The sequence below is a fragment of the Streptomyces sp. NPDC048288 genome, from assembly GCF_043201555.1.
Classification (GTDB): domain Bacteria; phylum Actinomycetota; class Actinomycetes; order Streptomycetales; family Streptomycetaceae; genus Streptomyces.
The window spans coordinates 367,361-391,670 of sequence record NZ_JBICZD010000007.1 but is presented as its reverse complement, the minus strand read 5'-3'; the positions used below and the strand labels follow the sequence as shown (position 1 = coordinate 391,670).

Here is a 24,310-nt window from a genome sequence, read left to right as displayed (position 1 = left end):
CACGCGAACCGCCCGGGCCGGGCGCTGTCGAGGTGCCCCGCGCCGGCGGCGGCACGTCGACGGCGGCCGGCCTCAGCGGCTCCTGGCCACCGCCAACAGTTCCGCGGCGGGCCCGACGAGTTTTCGGCCGGCGGACCAGACGGCCCGCAGCGCGCGGCTGAGCTCCAGGCCGTCCACCGGTACCGCGACCAGCCTGCCGTCGGCGATGTCGGTCCGCACGGAGAGTTCGCTGATCACGGCCGGCCCGGTGGCGGCGATGACGGCGCTACGCACCGCGGTGGCCGAGCCGAGTTCCAACAACGGCTGTGCCTCGCCGACCCCGGCGCGGGTCAGGGCCTCATCCAGCGTCTCCCTCGTTCCGGAACCCCGTTCCCTCACCACCAGAGGCGTTGACGCGAGTTCGCTGACGGAGAGCGGGCGCCGCTTGCGGGCCCATGGATGTCCGGCCGCCACCACCACTACCAACCGGTCGCCGGCCACCTGCCGGGTGGCGAACCCCGCCGGTGCGCGCGGGGACTCGATGAATCCGATGTCCGCGGCACCGGAGGCCAACAGTGCCGGGACGTTCTCGCTGTTGGTGACCTGGAGCCCGACATACAGATCGGGTCGCTGCCTGCGCAGGCGCCCGATCCAGCCGGGCGCCAGGTACTCCGCGACGGTCATGCTCGCGGCCACGCGCAGCTCCGCGTCGCGCCGCGTACGCAACGCCTCGGCCGCCAACAGCAGCTCGTCCAGGTCGTCGAGGACCCGCTGGGACCAGCCCACCACCATCCGGCCGGCGTCGGTGAGTTCCGATCCGCGGCGTGATCGTTCGAGAAGGACGAGACCCAGGCGTCGCTCCAGGGTCGACAGCCGCTTGCTGGCGGCGGGCTGGGAGATGCCGAGCCGCGACGCCGCGGCACCCAGGCTGCCGTGTTTCCCCACCATGACGAGCAACGCCAGGGAGTCCAGATCCGGTGTTCGGGCCATGTCCCAACGTTAGGGTATGACCACGCTCCACGTCATAACCCTTGGGTATGACGTGATCGACAGTCGGGGGCTACCGACCAGGTCAGCAGAGCAGCACAGTCCGTACATGAGCGAGAGAACCCCTCTTCGGCCGCCTCTGGCCGCACCGGACACCCCGCCTGTGACAGAAGCGTCCGACGCTGCCGCGTCACGCGTTCCCGGTCTGGCCATGTCGTTCGCCGTCGCTGTCGCTGCGACGGTCATCGGCAAACTCGTGCCCATCGTGGGCAGCCCCATACCGGGCATCGTCATCGGTGCCCTGCTGGCCGTCGTGGTCAAGCCAGGGAGACGGCTCCGCCCGGGTATGGGCAGCGCGAGCAAGACGGTGCTTCAGATGTCCGTGGTGGTCCTGGGCTGCAACCTCTCCCTGCGGCAGATCGCACGGGCCGGGACGGAGTCGCTGCCCGTCCTGTTCGGCACACTCGTCGTGTGTCTCGCCGCCGCCTTCGCGTTCGGGCGCCGGCTGAAGATCTCCGGCCGTCTGACGACCCTCATCGGAGTGGGTACAGGCATCTGTGGCGCATCCGCCATCGCCGCCGTCACCCCGGTCATCGGCGCGGTGGGCGCGGAGGTGGCCTATGCCGTATCGACCATCTTCGTCTTCAACATCGCCGCCGTGATCGTCTTTCCCGTCGTCGGTCACATGCTGGGCCTCAGCCAGCACTCTTTCGGTCTGTTCGCCGGCACGGCCGTCAACGACACGTCATCGGTAGTCGCCGCTGCGACGACGTACGGGAACGCGGCGGGGTCCTACGCGGTCGTCGTCAAACTCACCCGCACGCTGTGCATCATCCCGGTCTGCCTCACCCTGGCCGCCCTCGAACAACGCCGTGCCCGCCGCGAAGGCACAGTCGCCCAGGACGCGAAGCGGGTGCGCGTGTGGTCCTTGGTGCCGTGGTTCCTCGTGGGCTTCCTGCTGACCGCCACGGCCAACACCCTCGGGCTGATTCCCGATGCGGCACATCCGGTGTTCGGCGAGACCTCCGCGTTCCTCATCACGGTGGCGTTGTCCGCGATCGGACTCTCCACAGACATTCCGAGCATGCGACGCGCCGGTTCCCGCCCAGTCCTCCTGGGCGGCATTCTGTGGGTGGTGGTATCCGGAACCAGCCTCGTGCTCCAGGTCCTGACGGGTTCGCTGTGACAGGGCCGCGCGGGCGGATGACGTCATGTCCGAGGCGTGTCCGCTCAGGGGCAGGGCTCAGCCCGTAGCCGCCGATCGGCGATGTCCGGGCGTGCCGCGGACAGGTCAGCCGGCCGCGACGTGCCCTTCAACTCCCCGGCGGTCTTCAACACCTCGACGGCCGACACTGCCCAGCCCCGGACAGCGTATGTACAGCATCGAAAGGCAAGCTGGGAGTCATGCCCAACCACCCGGCGCCATCTGGCGCCACAGTCCGTGTCCTGATCGTCGATGACGAACCCGAGCTCAGCGGACTGCTGTCCATGGCCGTGACCGAGGCCGGCTGGCAGCCCATTCTGGCCGCGGACGGACACAGCGCCCTGCGGCTCGCCCGCGGATGCGCCCCGCACGCGGTCGTCCTCGACTGGATGCTGCCCGACCTGGACGGACTGCGGGTTCTGCACAGACTTCGCTACGAGAACGAGCGGTTGCCCGTGCTGATGCTCACCGCCCGGGACGGCCTCGACCACCGCATCGACGGGCTGACGGCCGGCGCGGACGACTACGTCACCAAGCCCTTCTCCCTGGAGGAGGTCATGCTACGGCTGCGCGGGCTGTTGCGGCGGTCCGGCGTCGGCAGCGACGGGGCCCACGCGGACGACGACTCCGTACGGACGCTCGGCGACCTGGTGATGTCGGAACGGACCCGCGAGGTGGCGCGCGCCGGAACGCCCGTCACCCTCACGGCCAAGGAGTTCGACCTGCTGTGGTTCCTGGTGAGCCATCCGCGACAGGTGTTCAGCAAGGCCCAGTTGCTCGACCACGTCTGGAACAGCTCGTTCGACGGGGAGGGCAACCTGGTCGAGGTCTACGTCTACAGTCTCCGATCCAAGATCGACAAGGGTCGGGCGCCGATGCTCCACACCGTGCGCGGGGTCGGCTACGTCGTCCGGGCAGCGAACGACGGCGCATGACGTACCGCAAGGGCCCCGGGGCGCCGGCTCACCGGCCGCGGGGCCGGTCCCTGCGGGCACGGCTGGTGCTCTTCATGTCCGTGATCCTGGTCGTCGTCTGCGCGGCCATGGCCCTGGCCACCGTGCTCGTCCAGCGCGTCTACCTGCTCGGCGACCTGGACCAGCGTGTCAAGGACGCCGCCGAACGCAGCCAGGGTGGCCTGCAGCGCCGCACGGGCGGCGCCGCCGATCTGGGCTTCCTCAACGAGCGAGGACAGCCGGTCGGCACGCTCGCGGCGCGGTTCGGCGCGGACGGCCGTGTCCTGGCCGCCGAGATGGTGACCGAGGACGGGCACCAGGACATTCTCACCGCCGCGCAGCGAGCCGCCCTGGCCGGGATCGCGACGGACGGCTCCCTGCACACCCGTACCATTCCCGGCCTCGGCACCTACCGGCTCACCGCCCTCGGCGGCGACGGGGTTCCGGTCCTGGCCGGGCTGCCCATGGCCGACGTACAGCACATGATCGACAGCCTGGTCGTGGTGGAGGCCGTGATCGCGTTCGTCGGTCTCGGCGCGGCGGGCGGTGTCTGCACGGTGGTCGTGCGGCGTCAGCTGCGTCCGCTGGGGCGGGTGGCCGCCACAGCGGTGGAGGTCTCCCGCGCGCCCCTCAACCGGGGCGAGGTGATCGTGCTCGGCCGGGTCCCGCCCCCGGACACCGATCCCGCCACCGAGGTCGGTCAGGTCGGCAGCGCGTTGAACCGTATGATCGACCACGTCGAGGCCTCTCTCGCCGAGCGACAGCGCACCGAGGAGCGCATGCGCCGCTTCCTCGCCGACGCCAGCCATGAACTGCGTACTCCGCTGGCGTCGATCGCCGGATACGCCGAACTCATGGACCGAGGTACCTCGACGCTGGCGCCGCAGCTGGCCTGGCGGCGCGTCTCCGCCCAGTCGGCCCGTATGACCGGACTGGTCGAGGACCTGCTCCTGCTCGCCCGACTGGACGAGGGCCGTCCGCTGCGCTCGGCAGAAGTGAACATGGCGACCCTGGTCGCGGAGGCGGTGTGGGACGCGCGCGCCGCCGGAAGCGGCCATGACTGGCAGGTGGCCCTGCGCCTGGACACACCCGTGACGGTGATCGGCGACCAGGGGCGCCTCCACCAGGTGCTCGCGAACCTCCTCGCCAACGCCCGTACGCACACACCGCGCGGCACGAAAATCACCGTGATCGTGGAGACCACAGCCGCCCACTGCCTGGTCCGGGTCCGTGACGACGGCCCCGGCATTCCCCACGCCCTCCTGCCGTCGGTCTTCGAACGCTTCACGCGCGGCGACGTCTCCCGCTCCCGCACCGCACAGGCGGACGGCGGCACAGGGCTCGGCCTCGCCATCGCCGCGGCCATAACTCAGGCGCACGGCGGCCGGATCGAGGTGCGCAGCGAGCCCGGCGACACCGAGTTCACGGTGACGCTGCCCGCCGCGAGCACCTCGGCGTCCGGAGCGGTCACGGGCATTCGCGAACTCTAAGGGCCTGCACAGAAAGCCAGTTCAGAAGCGCGGAACGCCCTCGCCTCGTTGCCTTCGCACACCGGACCTCGGTCCGATTCAGTTCGGATTCAGTTCGGTCGGACACAGTGGCCCGCGATCGGAGGGCACGATGCGCGTGCCCATGACGAAGGGATCAGCGACGATGACCGAGCTCGACGCCGGGGAGACCGCGGCCGCGGAGCCGCAGCAGGAGACCGGCCGCCACGCCCTGGCGAGCCGCCGCAACTTCATGCGGAAGGTCTTCTTCGCCTCCGGTGCCACGGCGGTCGCGACCATGGGCGGCGCGGGCGCCTGGGCCGCGATGGCCGACGACGCCACGGGCACGGCCGACGCCTCGGCGAGCGCGGCCCCGAGCGGCGCGCCTGGCGGTGGCGGCCCCGGCAACCAGTCGATCACGGAGGAGTTCTTCGGCCTGACGACGGACGGCAAGCGGATCGACGACCTGTTCACGATCCATTCCACGAAGGTCGCCACCGCGCCCGTCATCACCGCCGCGAACGCCTTCCTGGCCGGTCTGACCGACACCCAGAAGACCGCGACCCAGTTCACCGTGCACTCCACGGAGTGGCGGCTGTGGAGCAACATCGACTCCTACACCCGTCAGGGCGTCTCCCTCGCCGACCTGACGGATGACCAGAAGGACTTGGGCAGCGCCCTGTTGAAGGCCGCTCTGAGCGCGGACGGCCTGGAGACCACGGAGAAGATCCGCAAGATCAACCAGGCGGCCGGCGAGGCGATCGGCAACACCACCTCCTTCAACGAGGACGCCTACTACTGGACGTTGATGGGCACCCCGTCCGACACCGAGCCCTGGGGCTTCCAGTTCGACGGCCATCACCTCGTCATCAACTACTTCGTCCTCGGCGACCAGGTCGTCATGAGCCCCTGCTTCTGGGGCTCCGAGCCGACCTCCATGGAGATCGACGGCGCGACGGTCACCGTCTGCCACGAGGAAGTCCTCGCGAGCCTCGCCTTCATCAACTCCCTCGGCTCGGACCAGCAGTCCGTCGCCATCGCCTCCGCGACCAAGACGAGCGAGTCCATGAAGGCCGGTGCCTTCTCCGACAACGCGGTCCAGGCGTACGAGGGCATTCGCGGCAACGTGCTGAACTCCGCCCAGAAGAAGAAGCTCCTCGGCATTGTCGAGGCCTTCGTCAGCCGGGCCAAGCAGGATGCGGCCAAGGTGCGCATGGCCGAGGTCCGTTCGCATCTCGACGACACCTACGTGACGTGGGCCGGCGGCACCGGCGACGACGACGCCTTCTACGTCCGGGTGCACAGCCCGGTGGTCTGGGTCGAGGTCGACTGCCAGGCGCCCGGCCCGCTGCGCGGCGCGTACGGCGGCACCGAGGGCGTCCCCACCCAGATGCACGTGCACTCCATCATCCGCACGCCCAACGGCAACGACTACGGGAAGGAGCTCCTGAGGCAGCACTACCTGACCTCGCCGCACCACCGGTGAGCTGAAACAAGAAGTGGTGTCCGTCATCGCGGAGGCCGTGCCCAGCTGGGCACGGCCTCTGCCGGACGGCAGTCCGGACATGAGATCCGGTCGTGTGTCCGGTCGGATGTCCGGTCACGTACCCGGTACGTGATCCAGATCCATGTCGGTACCGGTGACCCAGCCAGGTTCGTGGACCATGAGACTCAGCCGACGGTCCTTCAGGTCGATGTCGACGACATACCGGAAGCCGGCCGCCTCCGCGTACTCCGTGGCGGTGCGGTCGCCCTCCTCCGCCGCGTAGACGATCCGGCGGCAGCGCGGATCGGCGGCACGGACGGCATCCACCAGGGTCCGGAGCAGGGCGGGAGCCGGGTCCCCGCGCCCGGCCGACTCGACCACCACTTCCACGTCGTGTGCGCCGGCCGGATAGGCGTCCCGGAGCCGCCCCGCCGCGCACCGCTCCACGCGCACCAGGGTGCGGCGGTCGCCGTCGAGCAGGCGCAGTCTGCCCCAGCGGCGGTTCCACGACTCGACGGTCGTCTCCCCCACGCCCTCGACGGTCACCGCGGGCAGCTCGGGCACCGCGAACATGTCAGTTCCCCTCGTCGGCGAGGCGCCGGACGACGGCCTTGTCCAGTTTGCCGGAGGCGTTCCTCGGCACGGCGGGCACGACGGTCAGGCGCCGGGGCAGTTTGTAGCGGGCCAGCCGTCCCTCCGCCCAGGTGTGCACGTCCTCCAGGGTGAGCGCCGAGGTGTCGTCCACGCTGACCACGGCCGCCACGGTCTCGCCCCACTGGTCGTCGGGCACCCCGACGACCGCGACGTCGATCACTCCCGGCATGGCGGACAGGACGCGCTCGACCTCGGCGGGGTAGACGTTCTCACCGCCGCTGATGATCATGTCCTTGAGCCGGTCGACGATGTACAGGCAGCCGTCCTCGTCGAGGTAGCCGATGTCACCGGAGTGGAACCAGCCTTCCTCGTCGAAGGCCGCCAGGTTCGCCTCCGGGTTGTTCCAGTATCCGGCGGTCACGTTCGGGCCGCGGACGACGATCTCCCCGGGCTCGCCCGCCGTCACGGGCCGGTTGGTCACCGTGTCGACGACGCGGACCTCGGTGAAGGGCATCGGGATGCCGGCCGAGCCGACCTTGTCCAGGGTGCGCTCCACCGGCAGGTGGGTGGCGAAGGGGGCGGTCTCGGTGAGTCCCCAGGCCTGCTGGAGCAGCACTCCGTGCCCGGCGTAGAGCTCGATCAGCGACGGCGGGACGGGCGCTCCCGCGACCACCACGGACCGCAGCCCGCTCAGGTCCGCCTCGAAGACGCCGGGCACCCGGGCGAGCGCGGCGAACATCTGGGCCACTCCGAACATGGAGTTGACCCCGTGGGTGACGAGGTCGTCGAGGCACGTCCGAGGGTCGAAGGCCCGGCGTATCACCACTGATCCGCCGCGCACCAGGGTGCGCAGGACGAAGCTGTTCAGGGCGCCGACGTGGAAGAGCGGGGCGGCCGCGTAGGTGACGTCGCCGCGGCGGGTGTCGAGGCGCAGCTCGACGTTCACGGCGTTCCACCAGATGTTGCCGTGGGTCAGCACCACGCCCTTGGGCGTGCCGGTGGTGCCCGAGGTGAACATCAGGACCGCGGGGTCGTCCGCGCTCTTGGCCGCCATGCCGGTGGCGGGCAGGGCGGCGGTGAGCAGCGGCGACCAGGTCTCCCAGCCCGGGGCGCCGTCGGTGGGTGCCTCGGTGTCGTCGTCGACGAGGAGGAAGCGGGCGAGGCTCGTCCGGCCGCGCACCTTGTCGATGCCCTCCCGGTGGCCTTCCTCGCAGACCAGGGCGGTGGCACCACTGCGGCTGAGCACGGCCTCCAGCTCGGCCTCGGCCAGCCGGAAGTTGACCGGTACGAACACGGCGCCGAGCCGGAACGCGGCGAGCATCGCCACCAGGAACGAGCTGCTGTTGAGGCCGAGATAGGCGACCCGGTCCCCGTCCACGACACCGCCGTCCGCCAGGACGGTTGCCAGCCGGGCGGACTTGTCGTCGAGCTGGGCGTAGGTGAGGTCGCCTCCGGCGTAACGGACGACGACGGTGTCCGCGTGGTGGCGGGCGTTGCGTTCGACCGCCACGGCAGGATTGAGGTCGACCCGCAGACCCGAGTTGGCCGGGTGCGGGATCGTGGGGGAGAGCGTGGTCACGAGCGGCTCCTCGTCGAGTCGTCGATGGCGTCGATGGTCCCTGATGGCGTCGATGTCGTCGAACGTGGTCAGGCGTGGTCGAGTGTCGGTCGAAGGTCAGAGGTGGTCGCCGCCGGCGGCGGTCGCGAACCCGCGTACGCCGATACCGCCGTCGACATTGATGGCGTGCCCGGTGATCGGGCCGCTCTGGGCTTGGGAGGCGAGCAGCACGTACGGCCCGGTGAAGTCACGCGGATCGGTGCTGGAGTCGTGCAGCGGGATGGGCGGCGGAGGCGAGTCCGGTGCCTTCTTCGCGAACGACGCCGAGATCGAGCGGTCGGAGAGCGCCAGCGACTCGGGGCCGCGCAGGTCGGTGTTCATACCGCCGCAGGCGACGCCGTTGACCCGGACCTTGGGGGCGAGTTCGTAGGCCAGTTCCTTCATCAGGCCGAGGCAGGCGTGCTTGCTCGCGGTGTAGAGCGGGCCGCCGCCGTTGACGTAGAAGGACGCGTTGGACAGGGTCATGATGATGCTGCCACGGGTCTTGACCAGCTCCCGCCAGGCCGCTTCGGCCGCGAGGACGTATCCCTTGACGTTGACGGAGAAGATCTCGTCGAAGGTGGAGTCGAGTTCCTCGGCGCCGAGCCGGGTGAGCTGGCGCTGGTAGTCCCACAGGCCGGCGTTCGTGACGAGGGTGTCGAGCTTGCCGAAGCGGTCGACGGTCTCGGCGACGGCGGCGTGCAGGGCGGCGGAGTCGCGGACGTCGGCGGCGACGGCGTGGATCCGGGAGGGGTCGGCGGCCGCGTCCACGACCTCGTCGAGCCGTGTCCTGTCCCGGCCGATGATGGTCACCGAGGCGCCTTCGGCCAGGTAACGCTCGGCGACCGCGCGGCCGATGCCGGACCCGCCGCCGGTGATCAGGGCCGCGTAGCCCTCCAGCCATCCGCCGCTCATGACGCGTCCTGTGCGAGGAAGTCGGTGACCATCCGGTCGAACTCCCGCTGCCGCTCCAGCTGGACCCAGTGGCCGCACTTACCGAACACGTGCAGCTGCACGTCCCTGATCTGCTTGAGCATGAGCTGGGCGCCGTCGAGGGTGATCGTACGGTCGTCGCGGCCCCAGAGCAGCAGAGTCGGCGCCTTGATCAGGTGCAGGTCGCGCCAGAGCGGGTCCATGCCGCCGCGCCGGGCGAAGGCCGCGTTGTAGAGGTGGTAGAAGGCGATGTGGCTCTCGTCGAGCGAGGACTCGTAGCGGGCGCGGACCACGTCCTCGCCGAACTGCTTGTGGTCGAAGACCATGGTGCGGATGAACGCGGCCATCTTCTTCTCGGACGGTCCGCCGCCGTTGTAGTAGCGGAACATCTCCTTCTGACCCTCGGTGGGCGTCGGCCCGAAGGGCAGCCAGCCGCCGCCAGGTGCCATCAGGACGAGCCGGGTCACGCGTTCGGGCCGCTGCTGGGCCATCGCGATCGCCGCCGCGCCGCCGAGGCTGTTGCCGAGCAGGTGGAAGGTGTCGATGCCAAGGGCGTCGAGGGCCTGGTAGAGGGCGTCCACCGTGATCCGGGTGATGGAGCGCTCGTCCAGGTCGGCCTCGGTGGGGCGGTAACTGCCGCCGAAGCCGGGCTGGTCGGGCAGGATCACCCGGAAGTGGCGGGCGAGCGCGGGGAGATTCTGCAGGTAGTTGCCGACGCCGGAGGCGCCCGGTCCGCCGCCGTGCAGCATGACCAGCACGGGCCCCTCGCCGGTTTCGGCCACGGCGATCTCACCCAGTGAGGTCTGCACGCGGTGCTGCTTGAGATCGAGGTCGGTCACGAGTGTTCCCATCACGAAGAGCCGTCAGAAGAACGTCGAGATGTTCTTCGCCTGGAGGATGTTCTGGTCGAGCAGGATGGTCCGCCGGGCGACCTGGAGGCGGCCTTCGGCGGTGCGGCGCAGGATGTCGGTGCGGCCGCCGGCGAAGACGTTCTCCTCGCGCTCCAGCCGGTTGCGGTAGACCAGGAACGCCGAGCGCACCCACAGGTCGTTCTCGGTGAACCCGTCGTGCTCGTCCGGGTCCGCGTGCCGGACCATGACGTTGGTGACCAGGTGCCGGGTGCGCGAGGGCGGGTCCTCGGCCCAGGCCATGCCGGAGTCGAAGCGGCGGATGCGCCAGGCGAGGCTCTCCTTGGTCTCGTCGTAGAAGGCGGCCTCGCCGCGCGCCGCGACCGACAGGGCCTGCTGGCGGCGCAGCCGGTTGGTGCGCGTCGGCATCCAGTAGTCGAGGTCGTCGGCCAGCAGGTCGAGCCAGTCGGCGTAGCGGCCGTCGTCGAGGAGGGCGGCCTCCTCGTAGTAGAACTGCTCGACCTCGAAGTGCGTGTCACGGTCGGCGCGTTCGCCCGCGCGTGACCGGATCTGCTCGGTGGCTGTGCTCACGGTGTCATTCGATCCCTTCTCCGCACCGCGGGGTACGGACTGTGCCGCCAGCCGGCACGTCAGCCGCGCAGCAGGTCACGCAGCTTCACGGACGGGTCGGCCAGCCGGGCCGCGTCGGCCGGGATCCGGCGGTCGATCATGCGGCGGGCGGCGCGTACGGCGGCCGGGTCGTCGACGGAGGCCGCCGCGACCACATGTCCGTCGCGCAGGCCGAAGACCGCGCAGGACGGGCCGTCGAAGGACCCCCGCAGGACCGTGTCGGAAGCCGCGTCCATGTGGCCGACCGCCTCGACGTGCCGTGCGTGCCGGTCCGTCCAGAACCAGGACACGGAGGGCTCCGGGGCCGCGCTGCCGAGGAGGGTGGCGGCCGCCCGGGCTCCGTCGTGCTGGGCGGCCTCCCAGTGCTCGGTGCGGTTCTGCCCCCGGGTGCGGGCCGGGTCGCCGACCGCGAGAACGGCCGGATTGGAGGTGACCTGCCCGGCGTCCACCAGGATTCCCCGCTCCACGTCGAGCCCGGCGAGCTGGGCGAGTTCGGTGCACGGCACCATGCCGACGCCGAGCACTACGGCGTCGTACAGCTCGGGTACGGCGGACGAGGTGAACCGCACCTCGATGCCGGTGCGGCGCTCCGTGAAGGACTCCACGACGGACTGGCGGGCGGTGACGCGGTGCCGGGTGTGCAGACCGTGCAGCCAGGCGGCCAGGTCCAGGCCGAGGGCTCCGGCCAGCGGTACGGCCACGGGGTCGACCAGATCGACCTGACAGCCGAGTCGTACGGCGGTGGAGGCGACCTCCGCCCCGATGAGACCGGCGCCGACGACCAGGACGCGGGCGCCTGGGGCGAGCGCGGTGCGCAGCCGGTCGGCGTCGTCGGCGGTGCGCAGGACGTGCACGCGGTCGCTGTCGGCGCCGGGGATCGGGGGGCGGGCCGCGCCGCCGCCGGTCGCGAGGACGACGCGGTCGGCGGGGAGCAGCCGGCCGTCGGCGAGCTCGACCCTGCCTTCGGCGGGGCGCAGCGCGGCGACGACGGTCCGGTTGACCAGCCGGACGTCCTGGTCGTCGTACCACTGGGACGGCTGGAGGGCGATCTGCTTGATGTCCTTGGTGCCGGCCAGGAAGTCCTTCGACAACGGCGGCCGGTCGTACGGGAATTCACCGGCGTCGACGAGGGTCAGCTCGCCGTCGAAGCCGCCCTTGCGCAGGGCTGCGGCCGTGCTGACGCCGGCGATGCCGCCGCCCGCGATCACGATGCGTTCGACGGTCACGGCGCTTCTCCCGGGAAGAGGTAGACCTCGCCGTCGCGGACCTCGACGCGGTGCGGGCAGGCGTTCTTCGTCGCGGGCAGACCCTGGACCTCGCCGCTCTTCAGGCAGAACCTGCTGGAGTGCAGGGGGCATTCGACGAAACCGTCCTCGACCCAGCCCTCGGCGAGGGAGGCGGTCTCGTGGGTGCAGGTGTCGTCGAGGGCGTAGACCGTGTCGTCGGTGTCGCGCAGGAGGGCGATGTCGTCGGCGGTGCCCGTGACGGACCTGTCGATGGCGATGCCCTCGCCCTCGGGGATGTCGTCCAGCGCGGCGACGCGGATGCCATTGCTCATTTCGGGTTCTCCTCGTGCCAGGCCGGGGTGTTCATCAGTTCGCGCCAGCGCCCGTAGAAGGCGCGGCCGGCCGCGTCGCTGTACAGCTCGCTCGTCCTGCCGGGGTAGCGGCCGTCCTCACGCTCGGAGCCCAGGCCCATCTGGTAGTTGAGGGCGACTCCGTTGGTGATGAAGCCGTGCGAGACGGCCTGCACCTCGCTCCAGTTCTCGCCGTCGTCCTGCTCGAAGATGCCGCTGGGGCCGAACGTCCGCAGGTTGTAGAGGCGTTGGGCTTCGCGGACCTCTTCGGGCATGGACTTGTCGACGACGGTCCAGGCCCAGACCTCCATCTTGTCCGGGCCCTTGGGATGCCAGACGCGGATGGAGCCGTTGACCGGGAGGTAGGAGAAGTTGGGGAAGACGGTGGCGTGGCCGTTGGTCAACGGGCCTTCCACGCGGGCGTCTCCGAGGCGCTCGCGCAGGGCGTCGTAGTCCGTCCACCGGTGGACCGTCTGCGCGTCGAAGCGGTTGCGGGGGTGGACCGGGAAACCGGCTCCGTGGCCGTTCGCGTCGGAGTACTGGCGGCCGGTGCGGTGCACGACCTCGTCCTTGGGCTTCTTGCCGGCCGGCGCGAGAACCATCAGCGCCGAGGCGTGGCTCATGTTGACGTGGTACCAGTCGGTGGCGAACTGCTCCGCGGCCAGCTTCCAGTTGCCCTCCAGCACCCACTTGTGGACCCCGCCGACGACGACCGTGCCCTGGTCGTCGTGGTCGAGCATGGCGTCCATGTACCAGGCCATGTCGCCGAGCGACTCGCGCAGCGGGACCGGTGCGGGATTCCAGGTGCCGAAGACCAGGCCGTGGTAGGTCTCCACGTGCGGCACCTCGACCAGGCCCCAGTTCTTCTCGTCGAAGTCGTCCGGGTAGCCGTCCTTGTTGGGCACGCTCACCAGCGAGCCGTCCAGGTTGTAGGACCAACCGTGGTACGTGCAGGTGAAGTTGCGGGTCTGCCCGACGTCGGCGCGGCAGACACGGGCGCCGCGGTGGCGGCAGGAGTTGAGGTAGGCGCGGATCCTGCGGTCGCGGTCGAGGGTGACGATGACCGGGTCCTCGCCCATGTACGTGGTGAAGAAGTCGCCCGGCTTGTGGAACTGGTCGGTGTGCGCGAGGAACAGCCAGCTCGGCGCGAAGACACGGCGCAGTTCCTGCCGGTACAGCTGCTGATCGGTGAAGATCATGCGGTCCAGCAGCCCGCCCTCGGTGTCCACGAGCCCGGCGACATCGAGGTTCCGTGCCAGGTCCGCCGGGCGCCGCAGGGCGCCGCGCGGGGCCGCCGTGGCCGCGCCCTGGGGTTCGTTCGTCGAGGTCATGCGCACAGGCAACAGGGCCGGTGAGGGGGTACGCCATCCGTCGTGCCGCGATGTGGCACACGGACTGTCGGACCTTGCCGCACCCGGGGGAACGTGTCCGCATGCTTGCCGCAACCGCGATCTCCCAGAGCGCGACGGACCCGCTGTCCGGGCTCGTCCTCGGAGACGTTCCCCAGCCCGAGCCGCGCCCCGGATGGTCCACGGTCCGTGTCGTCGCGTCCTCGCTCAACATGCACGACCTGTGGACCCTGCGTGGGGTGGGACATCCGCCCGAGCGGCTGCCCATCGTCCTCGGCTGCGACGCGGCCGGGTACGACGAGGACGGCAACGAGGTGCTGGTCCACCCGGTCATCGCCGATCCGGACGGGGGTCTCGGCGACGAGACCCTGGACCCGGGCCGGGCCCTGCTCTCGGAGCAGCACAACGGCGCCTTCGCCGAGTACCTGTCCGTGCCCACCCGGAACCTGATCCCCAAGCCGTCCTGGCTGACCTTCGACGAAGCGGCCTGCCTGCCCGTCGCCTGGGGCACCGCCTACCGGATGCTCTTCACCCAGGCGCAGCTCCGGGCGGGCGACCGGGTGCTGGTGCAGGGCGCGGGCGGCGGGGTCGCCTCCGCCGCGATCAAGCTCGCGGTCGCCGCCGGGGCCGTCGTCTACGCCACCAGCCGCAGCGCGGACAAGCGGGCACAGGCCGAGTCGTGGGGGGCCCGCAAGGCCGTGGCGACCGGGGAACGGCTGCCCGAGCGGGTGGACGTGGTGATCGAGACCGTCGGTGAGGCGACCTGGTCGCACTCGCTGAAGGCGCTGCGGCCCGGCGGCACGATCGTCATCGCCGGAGCCACCAGCGGCACCAACCCGCCCGCGGACCTCGGCCGGGTCTTCTACCTCCAGCAGCGCATCCTCGGCTCGACCGGCTGCACCCGCAGCGAACTGGTCGGCCTGCTCAAGCTCATGGACGCCACCGGCCTGCGCCCGGTCATCGACCGCGTCCTGCCGCTGGACGAGATCCACAAGGGCTTCCAGCTCATGATCGACGGGCGGCTCACCGGGAAGCTCGTCATCCGCCCCCAGGGAGAGACATCGTGAACGCCGCCGCCGTGGGACTGTCCCACTCCCCCCTGATCGGGAAGAACGACCCGGCCCCGGACGTCCTGCTCGCGGTCGAGGAGGCGGTCGAGCGGGCCCGCTCCTTCGTCCGCGCCTTCGACCCCGAACTGGTCGTCCTGTACGCGCCCGACCATTACAACGGCTTCTTCTACAAGGAGATGCCGCCGTTCTGCCTGGCGACCGGCGCCAACGCGGTGGGCGACTTCGGGTCGACGGCGGGTCCGCTGTCCGTCGACACGGAGGCGGCCGGTGCCCTCGCCCGAGGCGTGCTGGACCGCGGGATCGACCTGACCGTGTCGGCGCGCATGACCGTGGACCACGGCTTCGTCCAGCCCCTGGAAGTCCTCTTCGGCGGCATCGACAAGGTCCCGGTCGTACCGGTCTTCGTCAACGGCGTGGCGACCCCCCTGGGCCCGGTCGGCCGGATCCGCGCGCTCGGCACCGCGCTCGGCGAGGCCGCCGCCGACCTGGACCGCCGGGTGCTGTTCCTGGGCTCCGGCGGGCTCTCCCACGACCCGCCGGTGCCGGTCCTGGACGGCGCTCCGCCCCGGGTCGCCGACGCGCTGATCGAGGGGCGTCCGCCGACGCCCGAGCAGCGGGCCAGGGGCGAGGAGCGAGTCGTGCGGGCGGGGCGGGACTACGCGGCCGGCTCGACGCGGATGATCCCGATCAACCCGGCCTGGGACACCCACGTGCTGGACACCCTGGAGAGCGGCCGGCTGGCGGACGTGGACTCCTGGACCGTGGAGTGGATGGGCGCCGAGGGCGGTGGCTCGGCCCACGAGGTGCGTACGTGGATCGCGGCGTTCGCGTCGCTCGCGGCGAGCGGCGGCTACCGGATGACGTCCCGCTTCTACGCGCCGATCCCCGAGTGGATCGCCGGGTTCGCGGTGGCCACGGCCGAACAGGAGCAGAACCGATGACCGAACGCGACGAAGCGATCCGGGCGGCCACCGAGCGGCTGCTCGTGGCCACCGCCAAGCAGGAGCCCTGCGCCCCGGTACGGGACCTGCTGGGTACGACAGATGTCGACGGCGCCTACCAGGTCCAGCGCCGCCTGACCGAGCTCCGGCTGGCCGAGGGCGCCGTCGTCAGGGGCCGCAAGATCGGCCTCACCTCCCCCGCCGTGCAGCGGCAACTCGGCGTGGACCGGCCGGACTTCGGCGTGCTGTTCGCCGACATGGACGTGTCCGCCGCGGCCGCGGTGCCCATGTCACGGCTGCTCCAGCCCAAGGCCGAGGCGGAGATCGCCTTCGTGCTCGCGGCCGATCTCGACGGCGACGACATCACACAGGACGACGTACGGGCCGCGGTCGCCTACGCGACCCCCGCGCTGGAGATAGTGGACAGCCGCGTCGCCGACTGGGACATCAGCATCACCGACACGGTCGCCGACAACGCCTCCAGCGGGCTGTACGTCCTCGGCGAGGCGCGTCTGCCGCTCAAGGCGTTCGAGCCGCGCGAGGCGACCATGCGGATGTACGTCGACGACGTACTGGTCTCCGAGGGCGACGGCGCCGCCTGCCTCGGCGATCCGCTCGACGCCCTGCTGTGGCTGGCCCGTACCGCCCGCGCGTACGGCGAGCCCCTGCGGGCCGGGCAGGTCGTCCTCTCCGGGGCGCTGGGCCCGATGGCCGGCGTCACTCCCGGCGTCACCGTCCTCGCGGAGATCTCCGGCCTCGGCACGGTCTCCGCCACGTTCAGCGAGAAGGACCCGTCATGACTGCGGTGAAGAAGACCAAGGTGGCCGTGATCGGCTCCGGCAACATCGGCTCCGACCTGATGATCAAGGTCATCCGGCTCTCGGAGACACTTGAGATGGCGGCGATGGCCGGCATCGACCCGGACTCCGACGGCCTGGCCCGCGCCCGCCGCATGGGCGTCCCGGCGACACCCGAGGGCGTGGAGGGCCTGATCGCCCTGGAGGGCTTCGAGGACATCGACATCGTCTTCGACGCCACCTCGGCCAAGGCGCACCTCGCCAACGCCGAGCGGCTGGGGCCCTTCGGCAAGACGCTCATCGACCTGACCCCGGCCGCGGTCGGCCCGTTCGTCGTGCCGCCGGTCAACCTGGACGACAACCTCGGCGCCGCGAACGTCAACATGGTGACCTGCGGGGGCCAGGCGACGATCCCGATCGTGCACGCCGTGTCGCGGGTGACTCCCGTGCCGTACGCGGAGATCGTCGCCTCGATCGCCTCCAAGTCGGCGGGTCCGGGCACCCGGGCGAACATCGACGAGTTCACGGAGACCACCTCGTCGGCCATCGAGAAGGTGGGCGGCGCGGCGCGCGGCAAGGCGATCATCGTCCTCAATCCGGCCGAGCCCCCGCTCATCATGCGGGACACCGTGTTCTGCCTGATCGGCGACGCCGACCACGACGCGATCCGTGCGTCGATCACCGACATGGTGGCGGAGGTCGCCAAGTACGTGCCCGGCTACCGGCTCAAGCAGGACGTCCAGTTCACCGCCGTACAGCCGGACGAGCCGGTGCGCACCCTGCTGCCCGCCGACACACCGGAGGTGACCACCAGGGTCTCGGTGTTCCTTGAGGTGGAGGGCGCCGCCCACTACCTGCCCGCCTACGCCGGCAACCTCGACATCATGACCTCGGCCGCCCTGCGCACCGCCGAGCGCATCGCCCAGCACGCACGACAGGGGGCCTCGGCATGACCACGGACCTGTACATCCAGGACGTCACCCTGCGGGACGGCATGCACGCCGTGCGGCACCGCATCGAGCCGGCGGACGTGTCCCGGATCGTCGCCGCGCTGGACGCGGCCGGCGTGGATGCCATCGAGGTGGCGCACGGCGACGGGCTCGCGGGCGGCTCGCTGAACTACGGCCCCGGCAGTCACACCGACTGGGAGTGGATCGAGGCCGCCGCGTCCGTCCTCGAACGGGCCACGCTCACCACGCTGCTGCTGCCCGGCATCGGCACCATCGCGGAGTTGAAGCACGCCTACAGGCTCGGCGTACGGTCCATCCGCATCGCCACGCACTGCACGGAAGCCGATGTCGCCGCCCAGCACATCAGCACGGCGCGGGAGTTGGGCATGGACGTCTCCGGCTTCCTGATGCTCAGCCACATGGCCCCGGCCGAGAAGCTCGCCGAACAGGCCAAGTTGATGGAGTCGTACGGTGCCCACTGCGTGTACGTCACCGACTCCGGCGGCCGGCTCACCATGGACGGGGTACGCGAACGCGTCCGCGCCTACCGGGACATCCTCGACGCGGACACCCAGATCGGCATCCACGCCCACCAGAACCTCTCCCTGGCCGTGGCGAACTCGGTCGTCGCGGTCGAGGAGGGCGTGACCCGGGTCGACGCGTCCCTCGCCGGCCATGGGGCGGGCGCGGGCAACTGCCCGATCGAACCGTTCGTCGCGGTGGCCGACCTCCAGGGCTGGAAGCACGGCTGCGACCTGTTCGCCCTCCAGGACGCCGCCGACGATCTCGTGCGACCACTGCAGGACCGGCCGGTCCAGGTCGACCGCGAGACCCTCACGCTCGGGTACGCCGGGGTCTACTCCAGCTTCCTGCGGCATGCCGAAGCGGCGTCGCAGCAGTACGGGGTCGACGTGCGCAGCATCCTCATGGAGGTCGGGAAGCGCAGGCTGGTCGGCGGCCAGGAGGACATGATCGTGGACATCACGCTGGATCTGCTCCAGCCGTAGGCGCGGGGTCCGGGGCCCGACAGCAGGGCGGGGAGACGAGGTCTGTGCAACGTGCTTCATGCAACACATCGCACAGGCTTCGTTTCCGTTTACATCGCCGTAGCGGTCATTTACATTGGACACGCGTCCACCAAAATGGCCGCCCGGAAACGTCAGCGGAGCTTGCCATGTCAGTGACCTCAGACCTCCCCGAACAGCAGACCGCCGTCGACAAGGCCCTCGTCCTGCTCAAGTCGCTCGCGGAACTGGACGGCGAGATCGGTGTCAGCGAGCTGGCGCGGCGTACCCAGCTGACCAAGTCCACCGCCTTCCGGCTGCTCGGCATCCTCCAGCGCAACGACCTGGTCGAGCGCGTCGGGAGCAACTACCGGCTGGGCGCCCAGATGCTGGACATCGGCACGCGCGCCTACGGTCCGACCCCCCTGTTGCTGCGGGATGTCCTCATGCCGCACCTCGCGGACCTGTACGAGCTGACGCACGAGACCGTCCACCTCGCCGTCCTCCACGGCACCGACATCGTGTACGTCAACAAGCTGCACGGCCACCGCGCCGCCCGCTCCCCCTCCCAGGTCGGCGCACGGCTGCCCGCGTACTGCACGGGCGTCGGCAAGGCACTGCTCGCCTTCGACCACGACGCGGCGGAAGCCGCCGTGGCGGAAGGTCTCCCGTCCCGCACCGAACACACGCTCTCGGACCCCGCCCTCTTCCGCGCGACGCTGCGGCGCATCCGCCAGGACGGCATCGCCTACGACCGCCAGGAGGCCGCCCCGGGACTCAGCTGTGTGGCCGTGCCCATCATGGGGCCCGCCGGGCGGCCGGTGGCCGCGTTCTCCATCGCGGGCGCCGAAGCCCGCTTCGACGGCGCCCGGTTCGCCCCGGCCCTGCGCCGGGTGGCCCACGAGGCTTCCCGGGCGGTCAGCGCGGCGCGGGCCCGGCAGACCGCGTACGCCACGGCCTGAGACCCGGTTCAGCGGCGGCTGTTGCCGTGCGTGCGCCCGATGCTGGTGCCACCCGTGCCCGGCTGCACGCGTGGAACACTCACCACCACGTGGACGAGGCTCTCGCCCTCCAGCGATGCGTACATGTGCGGACGGTCCCCCGGGTACCGCGCGAAGTCCCCGGCCGACAGCTCCACCGGCGAGTCGACCGGCCCCACCCGCACCCGTCCGCTGATCACGTACAGATGCTCCAGCGTGCCCACGGGATGCGGCTCGGACGGCTTCACCACACCCTCCGTGTCGTGGCCGACACGCAACAGATAGTTCTCGATGACGCCGGAACCGTAGATGTGGTCCAGTGCGCGGGAGGCGTATCCCGCATGCTCCTGCCAGGTGACCTCGTCGCCCCGCTGCACGGTCATCACCTGTTCCCGCTCGGCCACCAGCCGGGTGACCGGCACCCCGAGCGCGGCGGCGACGGAGAACAGGGTGTCCACCGTGGGGTTGCCCGCTCCCTGCTCCAGATTGGACAGGGTCTGCTTCGCCAGCCCGGCCTGCCGGGCCAGTTCGGCCAAGGACAGACCCCGCTGCTCTCTGAGAAGGCGCACATTGCGCGCCACCACGGCGTTTCCTGAGGACACGCACACACTCTAGGCCCAGGTCACGTACGCGAAGCCACCGCCCATGGACTCCACGCCCCGCAAGGACCAGGTCGTCCGGGACCGTCCCGTACGACGACCACGTCGGTGTCCCACGGTGGCCCGGTCGCGGGCGTGCCCCTGCGCCCCGCACATCCTCGCGTCCACTCGGCCGTTGCCCGCAACTGGTGCAACGTCAGGGCGAGTTGCTCGCCGCCATGCCGCCGCGTGACCCGTCCACCTCCGTCGCCGTACGGGAACTGAGCGTTCCCGGGCGGGAAGGAGCGCCCGACGTACCGGTGCGGATCTGCACACCCCAGGGCGGCGCGGAACCCCGCGGCGCGCTGGTCTACCTCCACGGCGGCGGATTCCGCCTCGGCAGCGTCGCCCTGTCCCGCGGGATCGCGCGGCCCCGACATGGAGCCGCCTACGCAGGGTCTCCGCCGAGATCGGCCGCCGGTGAATCTGCCGGTGCAGGGCATCCTCCGCTCGCGCCCGTGCCAAGAGTGCGTCGTCACCGTCAGGCAGAGTTGCGATCTCCTCCGGCTGCACACTGGGTGGTGGTTCCCCGCTGATGGCCTGCAGCGATCCGGGACCGACCTCGGCCCAGCCGATCAGGAGCAGGGGGCCGACCGCGTCGAAGGCCGCCCGCCCCCACGTACCTGCGAGCAGGGGTTCGGTGACGTTGAGAGCGAGCGTGAGCAGACTGGTCAGGAGCAGCAGTCGGCGAGCCGGACGGAGCGCCGCCGGAGGGGCCCCGGACCTCCACCGGATCCCCAGCCGCCGCGTCCGCGTCCGGATCAGGCGAGTACTCCCCCAGGAACCGTGCCAGCTGCGCGGCCGCCGGCAGACCGGAAACGACCCACGCGAAAAGGGCCCGCACAGGCTCTCGCCTGCGAAGACCCTTCGCACCGTCGGGACGACAGGATTTGAACCTGCGACCCCTTGACCCCCAGTCAAGTGCGCTACCAAGCTGCGCCACGTCCCGGTGCCGTTTGACCTGGGGTTTCCCCGGTCGAAACGCGCAAGGAAACAATACCGCACCGGGCTCGGTGGTCGCGCACGCGTTTCGTCCGGATCGGAAAGACGTCTTGACCTGAAGTTTGGTTGAGGTTGGACGATCGTCGTCATGACGATCACCGAGGAACAACCGCTCGGCCACGCGGACCTGCCCGCCCTGATGAGCCTGATGACCGGCGACGAGAAGCACGGCCCGGCCGCGACCTCCACGCTCGACGTGCTGTGGGTGCTCTACGACCGGGTGCTGCGGATCACGCCGGAGCGCGTCGGCGACCCGGCCCGGGACCGGTTCCTGCTCAGCAAGGGGCACGGGCCGATGGCGTACTACGCGGTGCTGGCCGCGAAGGGGTTCGTGCCGCGGGAGTGGCTGGCGGGCTTCGGCTCGTACGACTCCCCGCTCGGCCACCATCCCGACCGGACGCTGGTGCCGGGCGTCGAGATCGGCAGCGGTTCGCTGGGGCACGGGCTGCCGATCGCCGTCGGGACCGCCCTCGGGCTGCGCGCCCAGGGGCTGGCCGAGCCGCGGGTGTGGGTGCTGGTCGGGGACGCGGAGCTGGACGAGGGCAGCAACCACGAGGCGATCGCCTTCGCCGGGCCGGCCGGGCTGGAGCGGCTGGACACCGTCGTCGTCGACAACTCCTCCGCCCGTCATGCCCGGCCGGGCGGGATCGCCGCCCGCTTCGAGGCGGCCGGCTGGTCGTCGGTGACCGTCGACGGACGTGACCACGAGGCGCTGTACGCCGCGTTCACCACCCCGCATCCGGGCCGCCCCCATGTGGTGGTCGCCCGGGTCGAGCCCAAGTCCGCCTGAGTCGTCAGGCGGTTCACCGAGAAGGGAACCCCCGTCCATGGACACCATGCGTGACCGCTTCACCCCCGTCGCCGCCCGGCTCCTCGACGAGAACCCCCGGGTCGCGGTGGTCCTCGCCGAGATCGGCGCGGCCGACTTCGAGGAGGCTCTCCGTCGGCACCCGGACCGGGTGATCAACGTGGGCATCCGCGAACAGCTCCTGGTCGGGGCGGCGGCCGGGCTGGCGCTGACCGGGCTGCGGCCGGTCGTGCACACCTTCGCCTCCTTCCTCGTCGAGCGGCCCTTCGAGCAGCTCAAGCTGGATCTCGGCCACCAGGACGCCGGCGCGGTGCTGGTCAGCGCGGCCGCCTCGTTCGACTGGCCGGCCGGTGGCTACACCCACATGGCGCCCGGTGACATCGCCCTGCTCGACACCCTGGACGGCTGGACCGTGCGCGTGCCCGGGCATCCCGACGAGGCGGAGACCCTGCTGCGGCACGCGGTCGCCGCGGCCGACGACAAGGTGTACGTCCGCCTGTCCGCGCAGTCGAACCGGTCGGCGCTCCCGGTCGACGGCCGGCGCTCGCACACGGTCCGCGAGGGCCGCTCCGGCGTGGTCGTCGCCGTCGGGCCGATGCTGGACGCCGTTCTGGACGCGACGGAGGGCCTGGACGTCACGGTGCTGTACGCGGCGACCGTACGGCCCTTCGACGGGGCCGCGCTGCGCCGGGCCACGGAGTCCGCGGGCACCGATGTCGTGCTGGTCGAGCCGTACCTGGCGGGGACGTCCACGACGGCCGTGACCGAGGCGCTCGCCGACGTGCCGCACCGGACGCTCGGGCTGGGCGTGGGGCGGCGCGAGCTGCGGCGGTACGGGACGGTGGCGGAGCATGTGGCCGCGCACGGGCTGGACGCGCGGAGTCTGCGGGAGCGGATCGGACGGTTCGTCGCGGCGCCGGTGCCGGGGTGATCAGTTCTCGCCGGGCAGTCCCAACTCCGGGTGGGAGTCCAGGAGTCGGGGCGAAGCCGCCTGTCTCCAGGAGTCGGCGAGGATGTCGCGCAGTTCGGCCTCGTCCTCCAGCGCGGCGAGGCGCACCCGGACCCAGGCGAACTGGGCCTCGTGATCGGCGATCCAGAACTTGCCCGGCTCGGCGAGCACCAGTTCGTCGCGCTCCTCCTTCGGGCAGCGCACGGCGATGGAGGTCTCGTCCTCGGGGAGGGTGGCGAACATCTTCCCGGCGACCCGGAAGGTGGGCATGCTCCAGGCGACCTTCTCGCTGGTGTCCGGCAGGGACAGGGCGACACGGCGTACGTCTTCGGCTTCCGGCATGCCACGAACGGTAGCCCCTGGCACTGACAGTCACCCGGCCGGAACGTCCAGCTGCTTGTAGTAGAGGGTCGTCGGCCGCCGCACCCCGGCGGGGTCTGCCGCGTAGTCGGGGATGACCCCGGCCCGGGTCCAGCCGGCCGTGCGGTAGAGGTGTTCGGCGGGGCTGCCGGTCTCGGTGTCCAGATGCAGCAGGGTGATCCCGGCGGTGGCCGCGGCCTCCTCGGCGACGGCCAGCAGCCGGCGTCCGAGGCCGCGGCCCCGGGCGTCGCGGTGGACCATCAGCTTGACCAGTTCGGCGCGGTGTGGGCTGTTGGGCTTGTCGGGGAAGGGGAAGGACAGGCTGACGGTCCCCACCACCCGGTCCCCGCCGTCCAGGGCCACCCACACCGCGAGCCGTCCCGTCGCCACGGCGTCCACCCGCCCCTGCCACCAGGCGGCGGCCCGCTCCCGCTCGAAGGGCGCCAGGAAGCCGACGGACGCCCCGGCGTTCACGGTGTCGGCGAGCAGGTCGGCCAACTCCCCCACCCGCTCCGGCAGTCGGTCCGCCCCGAGCCGCAGCGCCGTCACGGCCGCACCACCGCCAGGACGTACCGCGTCGCCTCCGGCCCCGCGCAGCGGAAGCGCGTCGGCCCCCACACCCGCAGCCGCAGGCAGTCGCCCGTGTCCAGCCGGTGCTCGCTCCCGTGGGCGGTGACGGCGAGCGTCCCGTCGAGCACCCAGATGTGCTGCTCCAGACCGGGCACGGGCGGGCGGTCGTAGGCGAGGTCCGCGCCCGCCGCGAGCCGGCCCTCGACGAGTTCGCCGCGCAGTCCGCCGTGCGGCGGCGACACGGACCGTCGTACGAAACCGGCGGCGCGGTCCTCCCACACCTGCTGTTCGGCGGCGCGCAGCACCGGCGCGGGCTCCGCCTCGACCTCGCTGAGCAGCTGGGACATGGTCCGGCCGTAGACGTTGCAGAGCCGGTTGAGGAGGGCGGCGGTGGGGCTGATCTCGGCGCGCTCGGCCCGGGACAGGGTCGACTTGCTGATGCCGCTGCGCTCCGCCAGCTCGCCCAGGGACCAGCCGTGTTCGGCCCGCAGTTCGGCGAGGCGGCCGCCGAGCCGGGCGTCGACGGGGTCGGGGGCCGCCGCCGTCTCGTCTCGTTTCATATCCGGGACGCTATCCCTGATATGAAACATCCGTGTTAAGAGCCGCGTTACGGAAGGC

Annotated in this window: 25 protein-coding genes and 1 tRNA gene; 12 read left to right on the top strand and 14 right to left on the bottom strand. The window is 71.2% G+C overall.

Annotated elements, in window-relative coordinates; translation table 11 throughout:
- Positions 1-72: 72 nt before the first annotated feature.
- Positions 73-969 carry a LysR family transcriptional regulator gene (locus tag ACGFZS_RS26660; protein ID WP_393659868.1) on the bottom strand — a complete coding sequence of 299 codons (897 nt, stop codon included), beginning with the start codon at positions 967-969 and terminating at the stop codon, positions 73-75.
- Positions 970-1,075: 106 nt separating this feature from the next.
- Here ACGFZS_RS26660 and ACGFZS_RS26655 point away from each other — a divergent pair, with 106 nt between their 5' ends.
- The 4 genes from ACGFZS_RS26655 (at position 1,076) to ACGFZS_RS26640 (ending at position 6,096) form a co-directional block, all read left to right on the top strand.
- Positions 1,076-2,152: a YeiH family protein gene (locus tag ACGFZS_RS26655; protein WP_393659866.1), complete on the top strand. Its 1,077-nt coding sequence runs from the start codon at positions 1,076-1,078 to the stop codon at positions 2,150-2,152.
- Positions 2,153-2,370: 218 nt separating this feature from the next.
- Positions 2,371-3,105 carry a response regulator transcription factor gene (locus tag ACGFZS_RS26650; RefSeq protein WP_393659864.1) on the top strand — a complete coding sequence of 245 codons (735 nt, stop codon included), beginning with the start codon at positions 2,371-2,373 and terminating at the stop codon, positions 3,103-3,105.
- Positions 3,102-4,613 carry an ATP-binding protein gene (locus ACGFZS_RS26645; protein WP_393659862.1) on the top strand — a complete coding sequence of 504 codons (1,512 nt, stop codon included), beginning with the start codon at positions 3,102-3,104 and terminating at the stop codon, positions 4,611-4,613. The genes ACGFZS_RS26650 and ACGFZS_RS26645 overlap by 4 nt, the downstream gene beginning before the upstream one ends.
- A gap of 163 nt (positions 4,614-4,776) precedes the next feature.
- Positions 4,777-6,096 carry a DUF3500 domain-containing protein gene (locus ACGFZS_RS26640; RefSeq protein ID WP_393797247.1) on the top strand — a complete coding sequence of 440 codons (1,320 nt, stop codon included), beginning with the start codon at positions 4,777-4,779 and terminating at the stop codon, positions 6,094-6,096.
- Between the two features lie 114 nt (positions 6,097-6,210).
- On the opposite strand, the gene ACGFZS_RS26635 is transcribed toward ACGFZS_RS26640, so the two are convergent.
- From ACGFZS_RS26635 to ACGFZS_RS26600, 8 genes are all read right to left on the bottom strand, one after another.
- On the bottom strand, positions 6,211-6,669 hold the full coding sequence (locus ACGFZS_RS26635) for a hypothetical protein (RefSeq protein WP_393659857.1): 459 nt from the start codon (positions 6,667-6,669) through the stop codon (positions 6,211-6,213).
- A gap of 1 nt (position 6,670) precedes the next feature.
- Positions 6,671-8,269 carry a long-chain fatty acid--CoA ligase gene (locus ACGFZS_RS26630; RefSeq protein WP_393659855.1) on the bottom strand — a complete coding sequence of 533 codons (1,599 nt, stop codon included), beginning with the start codon at positions 8,267-8,269 and terminating at the stop codon, positions 6,671-6,673.
- A 96-nt stretch (positions 8,270-8,365) separates the two neighbouring features.
- Entirely contained in the window at positions 8,366-9,202 is an 837-nt protein-coding gene (locus ACGFZS_RS26625) for an SDR family NAD(P)-dependent oxidoreductase (protein WP_393659852.1), read from the bottom strand.
- On the bottom strand, positions 9,199-10,059 hold the full coding sequence (locus tag ACGFZS_RS26620; RefSeq protein WP_393659850.1) for an alpha/beta fold hydrolase: 861 nt from the start codon (positions 10,057-10,059) through the stop codon (positions 9,199-9,201). Before ACGFZS_RS26620 ends, ACGFZS_RS26625 begins: the two co-directional genes overlap by 4 nt.
- A 24-nt stretch (positions 10,060-10,083) precedes the next feature.
- Positions 10,084-10,659: a 3-phenylpropionate/cinnamic acid dioxygenase subunit beta gene (locus ACGFZS_RS26615; protein WP_393659848.1), complete on the bottom strand. Its 576-nt coding sequence runs from the start codon at positions 10,657-10,659 to the stop codon at positions 10,084-10,086.
- A 59-nt stretch (positions 10,660-10,718) separates the two neighbouring features.
- Entirely contained in the window at positions 10,719-11,924 is a 1,206-nt protein-coding gene (locus ACGFZS_RS26610; protein ID WP_393797246.1) for an NAD(P)/FAD-dependent oxidoreductase, read from the bottom strand.
- Entirely contained in the window at positions 11,921-12,256 is a 336-nt protein-coding gene (locus ACGFZS_RS26605; RefSeq protein ID WP_393659844.1) for a non-heme iron oxygenase ferredoxin subunit, read from the bottom strand. The genes ACGFZS_RS26610 and ACGFZS_RS26605 overlap by 4 nt, the downstream gene beginning before the upstream one ends.
- Positions 12,253-13,605 carry an SRPBCC family protein gene (locus ACGFZS_RS26600; protein WP_393797245.1) on the bottom strand — a complete coding sequence of 451 codons (1,353 nt, stop codon included), beginning with the start codon at positions 13,603-13,605 and terminating at the stop codon, positions 12,253-12,255. The genes ACGFZS_RS26605 and ACGFZS_RS26600 overlap by 4 nt, the downstream gene beginning before the upstream one ends.
- Positions 13,606-13,706: 101 nt before the next feature.
- On the opposite strand from ACGFZS_RS26600, the gene ACGFZS_RS26595 reads away from it, so the two are divergent.
- The 6 genes from ACGFZS_RS26595 (at position 13,707) to ACGFZS_RS26570 (ending at position 19,347) form a co-directional block, all read left to right on the top strand.
- The gene (locus ACGFZS_RS26595; RefSeq protein ID WP_393659840.1) at positions 13,707-14,690 is read left to right on the top strand and encodes a zinc-binding dehydrogenase; all 984 of its coding nucleotides are present in this window, start codon (positions 13,707-13,709) and stop codon (positions 14,688-14,690) included.
- The gene (locus tag ACGFZS_RS26590) at positions 14,687-15,634 is read left to right on the top strand and encodes a 3-carboxyethylcatechol 2,3-dioxygenase (protein WP_393797244.1); all 948 of its coding nucleotides are present in this window, start codon (positions 14,687-14,689) and stop codon (positions 15,632-15,634) included. The genes ACGFZS_RS26595 and ACGFZS_RS26590 overlap by 4 nt, the downstream gene beginning before the upstream one ends.
- Positions 15,631-16,434: a 2-keto-4-pentenoate hydratase gene (locus ACGFZS_RS26585; protein WP_393659836.1), complete on the top strand. Its 804-nt coding sequence runs from the start codon at positions 15,631-15,633 to the stop codon at positions 16,432-16,434. The genes ACGFZS_RS26590 and ACGFZS_RS26585 overlap by 4 nt, the downstream gene beginning before the upstream one ends.
- The gene (locus tag ACGFZS_RS26580) at positions 16,431-17,384 is read left to right on the top strand and encodes an acetaldehyde dehydrogenase (acetylating) (RefSeq protein WP_393659834.1); all 954 of its coding nucleotides are present in this window, start codon (positions 16,431-16,433) and stop codon (positions 17,382-17,384) included. The genes ACGFZS_RS26585 and ACGFZS_RS26580 overlap by 4 nt, the downstream gene beginning before the upstream one ends.
- Positions 17,381-18,388 (top strand): 4-hydroxy-2-oxovalerate aldolase, encoded by a 1,008-nt coding sequence (gene dmpG / locus ACGFZS_RS26575; RefSeq protein WP_393659832.1) that lies wholly within the window; start codon positions 17,381-17,383, stop codon positions 18,386-18,388. Before ACGFZS_RS26580 ends, dmpG begins: the two co-directional genes overlap by 4 nt.
- A gap of 167 nt (positions 18,389-18,555) precedes the next feature.
- A complete protein-coding gene (locus ACGFZS_RS26570; RefSeq protein WP_393659830.1) occupies positions 18,556-19,347 on the top strand; it encodes an IclR family transcriptional regulator in 792 nt (263 codons plus the stop codon).
- Between the two features lie 8 nt (positions 19,348-19,355).
- Here the strand turns inward: ACGFZS_RS26570 and ACGFZS_RS26565 are convergent, their stop codons facing one another.
- A complete protein-coding gene (locus tag ACGFZS_RS26565; RefSeq protein WP_393659827.1) occupies positions 19,356-19,967 on the bottom strand; it encodes a helix-turn-helix domain-containing protein in 612 nt (203 codons plus the stop codon).
- Positions 19,968-20,878: 911 nt separating this feature from the next.
- Positions 20,879-20,952 (bottom strand) — tRNA-Pro (locus ACGFZS_RS26560).
- 141 nt (positions 20,953-21,093) lie between these two features.
- On the opposite strand from ACGFZS_RS26560, the gene ACGFZS_RS26555 reads away from it, so the two are divergent.
- A complete protein-coding gene (locus ACGFZS_RS26555) occupies positions 21,094-21,795 on the top strand; it encodes a transketolase (protein WP_393797243.1) in 702 nt (233 codons plus the stop codon).
- A 37-nt stretch (positions 21,796-21,832) separates the two neighbouring features.
- Complete coding sequence (locus ACGFZS_RS26550; protein WP_393797242.1) at positions 21,833-22,744, top strand: transketolase family protein; 912 nt, start codon at positions 21,833-21,835, stop codon at positions 22,742-22,744.
- Here the strand turns inward: ACGFZS_RS26550 and ACGFZS_RS26545 are convergent, their stop codons facing one another.
- The 3 genes from ACGFZS_RS26545 to ACGFZS_RS26535 are packed head-to-tail and all read right to left on the bottom strand — an operon-like array spanning position 22,745 to position 24,252.
- The gene (locus tag ACGFZS_RS26545; RefSeq protein ID WP_393659821.1) at positions 22,745-23,104 is read right to left on the bottom strand and encodes an MmcQ/YjbR family DNA-binding protein; all 360 of its coding nucleotides are present in this window, start codon (positions 23,102-23,104) and stop codon (positions 22,745-22,747) included. It abuts the gene before it with no gap.
- A 30-nt stretch (positions 23,105-23,134) separates the two neighbouring features.
- Positions 23,135-23,671: a GNAT family N-acetyltransferase gene (locus tag ACGFZS_RS26540; RefSeq protein WP_393797241.1), complete on the bottom strand. Its 537-nt coding sequence runs from the start codon at positions 23,669-23,671 to the stop codon at positions 23,135-23,137.
- Positions 23,668-24,252 carry a helix-turn-helix domain-containing protein gene (locus ACGFZS_RS26535; RefSeq protein WP_393797240.1) on the bottom strand — a complete coding sequence of 195 codons (585 nt, stop codon included), beginning with the start codon at positions 24,250-24,252 and terminating at the stop codon, positions 23,668-23,670. Before ACGFZS_RS26535 ends, ACGFZS_RS26540 begins: the two co-directional genes overlap by 4 nt.
- Positions 24,253-24,310: the final 58 nt, after the last annotated feature.

Coding starts and splice junctions, on each gene's coding strand:
- ACGFZS_RS26580 (WP_393659834.1), top strand. CDS start 16,431: ATGACTGCGGTGAAGAAGACCAAGGTGGCCGTGATCGGCTCCGGCAAC.
- ACGFZS_RS26585 (WP_393659836.1), top strand. CDS start 15,631: ATGACCGAACGCGACGAAGCGATCCGGGCGGCCACCGAGCGGCTGCTC.
- ACGFZS_RS26600 (WP_393797245.1), bottom strand. CDS start 13,605: ATGACCTCGACGAACGAACCCCAGGGCGCGGCCACGGCGGCCCCGCGC.
- ACGFZS_RS26550 (WP_393797242.1), top strand. CDS start 21,833: ATGGACACCATGCGTGACCGCTTCACCCCCGTCGCCGCCCGGCTCCTC.
- ACGFZS_RS26555 (WP_393797243.1), top strand. CDS start 21,094: ATGACGATCACCGAGGAACAACCGCTCGGCCACGCGGACCTGCCCGCC.
- ACGFZS_RS26625 (WP_393659852.1), bottom strand. CDS start 9,202: ATGAGCGGCGGATGGCTGGAGGGCTACGCGGCCCTGATCACCGGCGGC.
- ACGFZS_RS26595 (WP_393659840.1), top strand. CDS start 13,707: ATGCTTGCCGCAACCGCGATCTCCCAGAGCGCGACGGACCCGCTGTCC.
- ACGFZS_RS26645 (WP_393659862.1), top strand. CDS start 3,102: ATGACGTACCGCAAGGGCCCCGGGGCGCCGGCTCACCGGCCGCGGGGC.
- ACGFZS_RS26650 (WP_393659864.1), top strand. CDS start 2,371: ATGCCCAACCACCCGGCGCCATCTGGCGCCACAGTCCGTGTCCTGATC.
- ACGFZS_RS26660 (WP_393659868.1), bottom strand. CDS start 969: ATGGCCCGAACACCGGATCTGGACTCCCTGGCGTTGCTCGTCATGGTG.
- ACGFZS_RS26535 (WP_393797240.1), bottom strand. CDS start 24,252: ATGAAACGAGACGAGACGGCGGCGGCCCCCGACCCCGTCGACGCCCGG.
- ACGFZS_RS26640 (WP_393797247.1), top strand. CDS start 4,777: ATGACCGAGCTCGACGCCGGGGAGACCGCGGCCGCGGAGCCGCAGCAG.
- ACGFZS_RS26570 (WP_393659830.1), top strand. CDS start 18,556: ATGTCAGTGACCTCAGACCTCCCCGAACAGCAGACCGCCGTCGACAAG.
- dmpG (WP_393659832.1), top strand. CDS start 17,381: ATGACCACGGACCTGTACATCCAGGACGTCACCCTGCGGGACGGCATG.
- ACGFZS_RS26635 (WP_393659857.1), bottom strand. CDS start 6,669: ATGTTCGCGGTGCCCGAGCTGCCCGCGGTGACCGTCGAGGGCGTGGGG.
- ACGFZS_RS26655 (WP_393659866.1), top strand. CDS start 1,076: ATGAGCGAGAGAACCCCTCTTCGGCCGCCTCTGGCCGCACCGGACACC.
- ACGFZS_RS26605 (WP_393659844.1), bottom strand. CDS start 12,256: ATGAGCAATGGCATCCGCGTCGCCGCGCTGGACGACATCCCCGAGGGC.
- ACGFZS_RS26545 (WP_393659821.1), bottom strand. CDS start 23,104: ATGCCGGAAGCCGAAGACGTACGCCGTGTCGCCCTGTCCCTGCCGGAC.